This window comes from Flavobacterium humi, from assembly GCF_004745595.1.
Classification (GTDB): domain Bacteria; phylum Bacteroidota; class Bacteroidia; order Flavobacteriales; family Flavobacteriaceae; genus Flavobacterium; species Flavobacterium humi.
The window spans coordinates 1-9,268 of sequence record NZ_SRLH01000005.1; the positions used below are offsets into that span (position 1 = coordinate 1).

General features: G+C 43.2%; 2 protein-coding genes. Both read left to right on the forward strand.

What is annotated here, in order from left to right:
- On the forward strand, positions 1 to 2,617 hold a 2,617-nt coding region (locus E4635_RS09820), incomplete at its 5' end, for a condensation domain-containing protein (protein WP_169630237.1).
- Positions 2,618 to 2,698: 81 nt separating this feature from the next.
- Entirely contained in the window at positions 2,699 to 9,256 is a 6,558-nt protein-coding gene (locus E4635_RS09825) for a non-ribosomal peptide synthetase (protein WP_135526474.1), read from the forward strand.
- The last annotated feature ends 12 nt before the right edge of the window (positions 9,257 to 9,268 follow it).

The window sequence follows — 9,268 nt, forward strand, 5'->3', positions numbered from 1 at the left end:
ATCGCTTTCCGCAGATTTGGGAAAAACGGTGGTATACGGTTCTTTATTAGGCGGCGGCACGTTGTATGGTTTCTCAAAACCGATGCTGATGGATGCCGAAAACCTTCGGGATTACATCACTTCCCAAGCCATCGACTGCATCAAGATTGTCCCATCACACTGGAAAGCCCTATCAGGCACAGAAGAAGTATTGCTTCCGTCCTCGATGATTATTTTTGGAGGCGAAGTATTACCGACAGACATCATAAACCGTCTGCACGAACACTCCAACACTATAGCAATCGTAAACCATTATGGCCCTACGGAGACCACCATCGGGAAATTGCTCCACCAGGTCTCCAGGGAAGAAGAGTACGTGCAGGTTCCTATCGGGAAACCGTTCTCTTCCACACAGGCTTATATCGTTACCGAATCTTTGGAATTATGCCCGCTGGGCTTGGCCGGAGAACTGGTTATAGGCGGTTTGGGCGTTGCCAAAGGCTATGTGAACAACCAGGAACTTACAAGCAAACAATTCATCCCGAACCCTTTTGGAGAAGGCTTGTTATACCGCACGGGCGACAAGGTCCGCATGCGCAAAGATGGCGAAATTGTCTTTTTGGGCCGTATCGACGACCAGGTCAAAATAAGGGGCTACCGTGTGGAACCGAATGAGATTGCGACGGTCATCCTGGGCCATGCTTCTGTTGACCAATGTATCGTCCTGGCAGATGAAGACAGCAACGGTTACAAACGTTTGGTGAGTTATTTGGTACCAAAAACAAATTATAAGGAAGACGACCTGAAAGCTTTTTTACAGTCCCGATTGCCGGATTATATGATCCCGGGCATCTACATCGAACTGGAGGAAATGCCATTGACGGGCAATGGGAAAATCGACCGTAAATCGCTCCCGAGCCCTAAAGGATACGAAAGTACCCAGGCATACGAAGCGCCAAGAAACCCGTTGGAAGAGGATCTTTGCGAAATCTGGTCTTCGTTGTTCAATGTGGAAAAGGTAGGCATCAATGACGATTTCTTTGCTTTGGGCGGTGATTCGATTATTGTCATCCAGTTTGTCAGCAGGGCAAAACGAAAAGGCCATCATTTTAAGGTCCAGGATTTATTTGATTGGAAAACGATTGCCGGGCTTTCTATCGCATTGGAAAATCAATCCAAAGACAAAATAGAGGCCGAACAAGGAATATTGGAAGGAACCTTGCTTTTAACACCCATCCAGAAATGGTTTTTTGAGGAAGAAAATGAGCAGATGTCCCATTTTAATATGAATTTGTTTTTCAAAATTAATAAGAAAATAAGCGAAGGACATCTTAAAAATGCCATGAAAATACTAATCGAACGGCATGATACCCTTCGGTTACGATTTGAGAGGGAAGGCTTTCACTATGTGCAAACCTATAGCCATAGTCCGGGGAATTTCGAAATATACGATATAGCCGGCGAACAGGAAGCGGACCTTAAAGCCCAGATCAGCACGATCGCTGAAAATGTCCAGAAAAACAGGACCATCAATGGCGAACTGACTCATTTTGCACTGATAAAAACACCGGCTCATGAGGAATACAACAGGTTATTCATCAGCCTGCACCATTTAGGTGTTGATGGGGTTTCACTGCGGATTATTTTAGACGAACTGGAGATTATTTTAGAGGCCTTGGCGCAAAACGTCAATGTTGAATTGGGCCCGAAAACGAGTTCCTACAGGGCTTGGGCCGCGTTGCTGAATACCTATGCCAATTCCGAAAAGGCTATGGTACAAAAAGACTATTGGGCGAATGTGAAGGCAAAATTTGTCCCTTTCGCTACTGATTACGATTCCAAAAGCCAAAACAGGCAAACCCTTCGGACTTTTGTGGTCAATACCAGTGAAGAAGTTACGGCTTTGCTATTGAAATCGGCACATAAAGCATACAATACCGAAATCAATGACATATTGTTGGCAGCACTGGCAAAAACCATCAGCCATTGGACCGGAGAGCCGGACGTCATTATTGGGCTGGAAGGCCATGGAAGGGAATTGTTTTCCGATGAAATCGACATCAGCAATACTACGGGTTGGTTTACAAGTAAATATCCATTACTGCTGCAGGCTGGTTTTGAATCGGAAGGAGAATTGATAAAATCGGTCAAAGAACAAATCAGGAATGTCCCGGACAAGGGCCTAGGATACGGAGCCCTGAAATACCTGAATACCGATACCCAAACCAGCAGCCTGCTGAACGGGAAATCATGGGATTTGGTTTTTAATTACCTGGGGCAAATGGACAACATTATCAATAAAAGCAATTGGTTTACAGGTGCTGAAGAAAGTACCGGAGAGCACATCCATCCTAATTATCCCGTACGCGACAAACTGGTTGTAAAAGGTGCAATTGTCAATAATACCTTAGGGTTTTCATTCGATTATTCGGAAAAGCAATACGATGAAAAAACAATCGAAACACTTGCCAAAAACTATATCGATAACCTGGCCCAATTAATCGGCCATGCCGCCAACAAGGAAGATGCTGATTTTACACCTTCGGATTTCAACTTGCAGGACAAGGTAACGATTGATGAATTGGACAGTTTGTTTGAAAACACTGATTTTGAATCGGAAGGAGCTATAAAATTCTAAAACATTTCCATTAACCACAACCTAATTAACAAGAATTGCTGTGCTGCCGCGTGCAGTACGTAACGATAACCTTTTCATCACATGAATAATTTTTTAAATAAAATAGCAGGCTTGGGGCTGGCCCTCGAAGTACAGGGAAATGATTTGTTGCTAAAAGGAGCCGGAGGGAAACTATCTCCGGACGAAATTGAAATCATAAAGAAGGATGCTGAAATTATGACTTTCATCAAAAGCAATAAAAACGAACTGATACACTATTTAAAATCAAATAAGGATACCCAGGGTTTTAAAATCAACAAAGAAGATATTTCGGCCTTATACGAATTAAGCCCGCTGCAGGAAGGTATTTTATTCCATAGCTTATACCACCCCAAGGGAACCGCCTATAAAACGCAGTTCAGCATGGAATTCCCGGAAGGGCTGGATCTTGGCGCTTTCCAGAAAGCATGGGAATATGTCATTGGAAACCATACTATTTTAAGGACGTCCTTTATTCATGACCAATTGACCATTCCGGTACAATGCGTGTATAAAAAAATAAAATTCAATTATGAGCTTATCGATTTTACTCCTTTCGGGAAAGAAGAATTGGAAACCCGGTTTGAAGCCTTATTGACCGAAGAACGGAACAAAGAGTTTGATTTCAAGGCACCTCCTTTGATGCGCGTCACTTTAGTTAGGACCGATGCCAAAGCAATCCGGATGATCTGGACCAAACACCATATTTTATGGGACGGATGGTCGGGCCAGATACTCATGAAGGAATTCATAGAAGCCTATACCGCATACAGCAACAACGGATTTCCGCCTGTCCGGGAAGAAGACAAGTTCGAAGATTATATCAAATACATCAAAAGCATAAATCCTGAAGAAGAGAAAACATTTTGGACCACTTACTTGAAGGAATTCGATGAACCTTCCTTATTGCCTTTTGCCAATACTTTGCCAGACGGGCAAAATCCCAATGCAGATTATAAAGATGTCTACCTGAACCTGGACCAGTCTTTTACAGATAAAGTAATCACCTACACCAAACAGGCCAACATTACCGTTAGCACTTTGCTACAAGGCATCTGGGCGCTATTATTGTCCAGGTATACGGCAAACGACGATATTGTCTTTGGAGTTACCGTTTCAGGGCGCCCGCCGGAAACCAGGTATGAGGAAAAAATAGGATTGTACATCAATACGATTCCTTTCCGGGCCAGAATGGATGAAAAAGCTACTGTTTCCAATTGGCTGCAAGGTTTACAGGACCAGCATGTCAAAGCCAGGGAATTTCAGCATACGGCTTTAAGCAGCATCAAAAGGTATAACGGCATACAGCATGGTTTTTTTGATTCGATTTTTGTTTTCAGGAATTTCCCGGTCAATACATTCAAAGGAGAAAAGGTTGCCAATACCCTGGAAATCCAAAATTACAATGTTCAGGAGAACAATAATTATCCTTTATCGGTCCAGGCCGATTTGCATGGGGCAGGAGCATTGTGCATTGATTTCAAATTCAACAGCGGCCTTATCAAAGAAGAATATATTCAAATGATAGCCAATCATTTCGAGCATACTTTAGATCAAATCATCAGTAGTGCCGATGGTGAACTAAAAAACATAACCTTGTTATCGGCGCAGGAAGAGCACAAACTGCTGGAAGCATTCAATGATACTACTGTTTCCTATTCGCAAGATCAAACGGTTTTGGATCTTATTGAGCGTCAAGTACTGCAAACACCAGACCAGATTGCCATAGAGTTTGAAGAAACGTCGCTTACCTACCAGGAATTAAACGAACGATCAAATCAATTGGCCCATCACCTGATCAAAAAGGGAATACAAAAAGGCGACCTTATCGGTATTTACCTGGAAAGGTCACTGGAAATGAGCATCGGGCTCTTGGGGATTTTGAAAGCCGGTGCGGCCTACGTCCCGATCGATCCGGAATATCCGGAAGAAAGAATACAGTATATTTTAGAAGACATCCAGGCTAAAATCATCATAACGACTCAAAAAAGCAGAGAGCAACTTTCCGAAAACCATCAAGGGAAATGCCTCTCCATCGATTTGTGGGATGACTTCGGCCTTGAGCCAAAAGACAAACCGGCAATTGGCCTTACACCTACGGACCTGATGTACATTATTTACACTTCAGGCTCCACAGGAAAACCCAAGGGAGTCATGAACCAGCACGACGGCGTTTATAACAGATTGTTGTGGGCCCAGGATTCTTATGGTTTGGACGGAAGCGATACAGTCTTGCAAAAAACAACCTTCTGTTTCGATGTTTCGGTATGGGAATTATTCCTGCCGTTGTTTACCGGGGCGAAATTATTGTTTGCCAAGCCGGAAGGGCATAAGGACAATGTATACCTGAAAGAAATTATCGAAAAGAAGCACGTAACAATTGCTCATTTCGTACCGTCAATGTTATCGGTGTTTTTATTGGAACTTTCCCAGGAAGATTGCGCGGGTATGAAAACGTTCGTATGTAGTGGCGAAGCCTTGCAGATGCATCATATAAACGAATTCAGGAGAGTATTCGGAAACAGGAATGTCCGGTTGCAGAATTTATACGGGCCAACCGAAGCTGCCATAGATGTTACGTTTTGGGATGTTCCCGAATCTGCAACGAAAGTAGTCATCGGCAAACCGGTTTCCAATACCAAAATCTATATTCTCAACCAGGAAAACAAACTCCAGCCAATAGGGGTAAGCGGCGAATTATGCATTGGAGGAATACAAGTTTCCAGAGGTTACCTAAACAAGTCAGCACTAACACAGGAGAAATATATCCCGAACCCTTTTGCGGCAAACGAACGCATATACCGCACCGGAGATTTGGCAAAATGGACACCGGACGGGGACATTGAGTACATAGGCCGGATGGACAACCAGGTCAAAATCCGTGGGTACCGCATCGAACTTGGAGAAATCGAGACCGCGATTCAAGAGTTTGACCAAGTACAAATGGCATCAGTTTTAGTAAAGGCAGGTTACCAGGGGCACCTTCAATTGGTGGCTTTCATTACGGCCAAAACCGAAATCCCGATGGAAGCCTTAAAGGAATCCTTAAAAAACAAATTGCCGGCGTATATGTTGCCCAATGCGATCATTCAACTGGAATCCTTTCCATTAACCAGCAATGGCAAGTTGGACAGGAAAAAACTGTTGGAAGCCTACGAACCGGAAAAAACAGCCTATGAGGCACCGGTGACGGATCACGAGAAAAAAATAGCCGGGATATGGAGTGAATTGCTTCATGTAAAAGAGATTAGCATAAACGATGATTTTTTCCTGATCGGAGGGGATTCTATTTTGCTCATACGAATGCTGACTCAATTGAAAAAGCATTTTAAAAAGGAAATGGATTTGCATACCATTTACGAATATCCGGTATTGAAGGACTTGGCGGCTCATTTGGAAAAGCAGGCAATTGCCGGCCCTTCGGCTGAAAGAAGCAACAAGGAGAAAGAGCTTGCCGAGATGAAAAACAAATTCCTGCTTAGCGTTTCCGAACCGGAACAAATTGAAGATGCCTATCCGATGAGCGACATCCAAAAAGGAATGGTGTATGAGTATTTTAAAAACCAAAGCGAAGGGGTTTACCACGACCAGTTCGTATACATCATCCCGGCAATCGAAATCAATACATTCAAAAAAGCACTTGGCCTTTTGGTGAAAAAAAATGAAACATTGAGGACGTCATTTGATATTTCCGGTTTTGAAGGCATCCAGGTCGTTAACAAGGAAGTCTTTTGGGATGTACGGCTGACCGATATTGCCCATTTAAACAAACAAGAGCAGGAAAGCAGCATACAATTGTTTTTGGAAAAAGAGCGCAGCATAAAATTCAATATTGGAAATGCACCGCTTTGGAGAGCCGATATTTTTAAGATTTCCGAGGAAAAAATGGTGTATGCGTTCCAATTTCACCACGCGGTTTTAGACGGCTGGAGCCTGGCGTCCCTAAATACGGAATTGTTCGAGGTGTATTTCAAACTGATCCGGAACGAAAACCCGGGAACCCATTCCTTAAAAACAAATAATAAATCGGCTATCCTGGATTCTTTGCTGGCCAAAGAAAATGACGAGTATGCCAATTATTGGAAAAAATACCTTCAAGGCAGCGAAAGGATGGATATTTTCTCAGAAGAAGAAACAGATCTTGCCCATGATACGTATTTCGAAAAAAGCGACATTCAAAAATTGGAAAAGCTGGCCAAAGAATGGAATACAACCTTAAAAACGGTTTTCTTAGGATCTTACCTTTATACTTTAAGCCTGCTGCGCCACGACAAGGATATTATGATCGGTGTGGTGTCTAACAACAGGCCTGTAAGCGAAGACGGGGACAAAGTCCTGGGCTGTTTTCTCAACACGGTCCCTCTTCGGATGAAGGTGGAAAAAACCGGGACGTGGAAGGATTTCATACTCCAATTACAGGAGAACCTTCATAATTCAAAAGGGAAAGACCGCCTTTCCCTGGCGCATATCAATAGGATTGTCAACAACAATTCTTCTCTGGATAACCCTTTCTTTGACAGTATTTTCAATTATGTGAATTTTCATATTTATGAAAACATGGATTACGGGAATAGTTTGCCACAGGCCGGAGAACCTGGAGAAGAAGCCCTGGATAACGGTTTTGAACTTAATTCATTCGAAAACGTCAACACGCACCTTATTTTTACCTTAAGCGCTACAGGCGGCACGGTACGAAGTACTTTCAAACTGAAGCGGAAATTCAAATCTGCGATGGCTTTGGATGCCTTTGCCCAAAATTTCAAAAAAGTATTGGATCTTATTGCCAATAAACCGGATACGGTGGTAAGCAATTTTGATGTCCTGTCTGAAGAAGAGCAATACAAACTGATGACTACTTTCAATGATATCCCGGCAAATCCTGTTTTAGAAAATGCCTTGTTTGAAAAATTCGAAAACCAGGCCCGTCAGTTTCCGGAGCGCATTGCCATCAGTTACAATCAAAAAGAGTGCACTTATGGTCATTTAAACCGGGAAGCAAACCAATTGGCACATTACCTAATCACAAAACATCAAATTGCAAAAGGAGATGTGGTAGGCATCAAGCTGGAAAGGGATGAAAACTTACCGATGGCCATCCTTGGAGTGCTAAAATCCGGAGCGGCATACGTTCCGATAGATATCAATTATCCAAAAGAAAGAATAGATTATATTGAAAAAGACAGCCAATGCAAGGTAATCCTCAATGAAGAAGAACTGCATCTTTTCAAAACTGGCAAAGGAGATTTTCCAGATCAAAACCTATCGGTTCCAATTGGTAAAGACGATTTGGCTTATATCATTTACACTTCAGGGACAACAGGGCTTCCAAAAGGGGTGATGATCACGCACGGCAATGCTCTGGAACTGATCAATTGGGCGGAAATTGAGTTTGACACTGCTTCCTTTGAAGTGGTATTTGCCGCCACATCGCATTGTTTCGATTTGTCCGTTTTTGAAATGTTCTATACGTTATCCATCGGAAAAAGAATACGGATCCTGCGCGATTCGTTACAAATTGGCAAACATCTGGAAGAAGAAAATATCCTGCTCAATACCGTTCCTTCGGCTATCAGGGCTGTCCTGGAGCAAGGTTTGGATATGCGAAACGTAAAAGTGATCAACTTGGCCGGAGAAGCATTCCCTTCAGACATCGCACACAAACTAACCGCGCTGAACATCGAGACCAGGAACCTGTACGGCCCGACAGAAGACACCACTTACAGTACATGCTATACAGTATCCGGCAAGGATTATAAATCGGTTCCTATAGGAAAACCAATATCGAATACCAAAGCATTCATACTGGATGAAAACCGGGAAATACTACCGGTCGGGGCCGAAGGGTACCTGTACCTTTCCGGAGCAGGCTTGTCTTTGGGATACAGGAATAATCCGGCCTTAACGGAAGAAAAATTCATACAAAACCCTGCTATGGGCGGGCTTCGGATGTACAATACCGGTGATATCGCCAGATGGCTCCCGGATGGCAATATAGAATACCTGGGCAGGAAAGACCAGCAAATAAAAATACGAGGTTTCAGGATAGAACTGGAGGAAATTGAAGCCACGATATTACAGTATTCCGAAGCAATAAAACAGGCGGTTGTTGCCATGAGCGACATTAACGGGCAAAAGGCATTGGTAGCTTATTTTGTCGCCGATGCCCCAACAGACAAAACGCAGATCCGCAATTACCTGCAGGGCAAACTGCCGGAATACATGATTCCAAGCTTTTTGGTCGAATTAGAAACCCTGCCGCTAACCCCGAACGGCAAAACGGACCGCAAATCGTTGCCAGGCATAACCGAAAAAGACCTGACCCGGAAAGAATACCTCGCTCCAAGAAACAAAACGGAGGAGAAACTGGCCACAATATGGCAGGAAGTATTCCGGATAGAAAGAGTAGGTGTTTCTGATAATTTTTTCGAACTGGGTGGGCACAGCTTGTTTATTGTTCAGGTTGTCAATAGGATACACGAGGAATTCGGGGTGTTGATCCCGATTAAAAATTTCTTTTCCACACCAGATATCGAAGGACTGTCCAAAATGATTGATTACATTCTTTTGCATGAAAACCAAACGGTTGACGCTTCAAAAGAATATGAAAAAATATCGATCTAGATTTCAACAAAC

Excerpts from the sequence above, each read along its gene's own strand:
- E4635_RS09825 (WP_135526474.1), top strand. The coding sequence starts at position 2,699 with ATGAATAATTTTTTAAATAAAATAGCAGGCTTGGGGCTGGCCCTCGAA.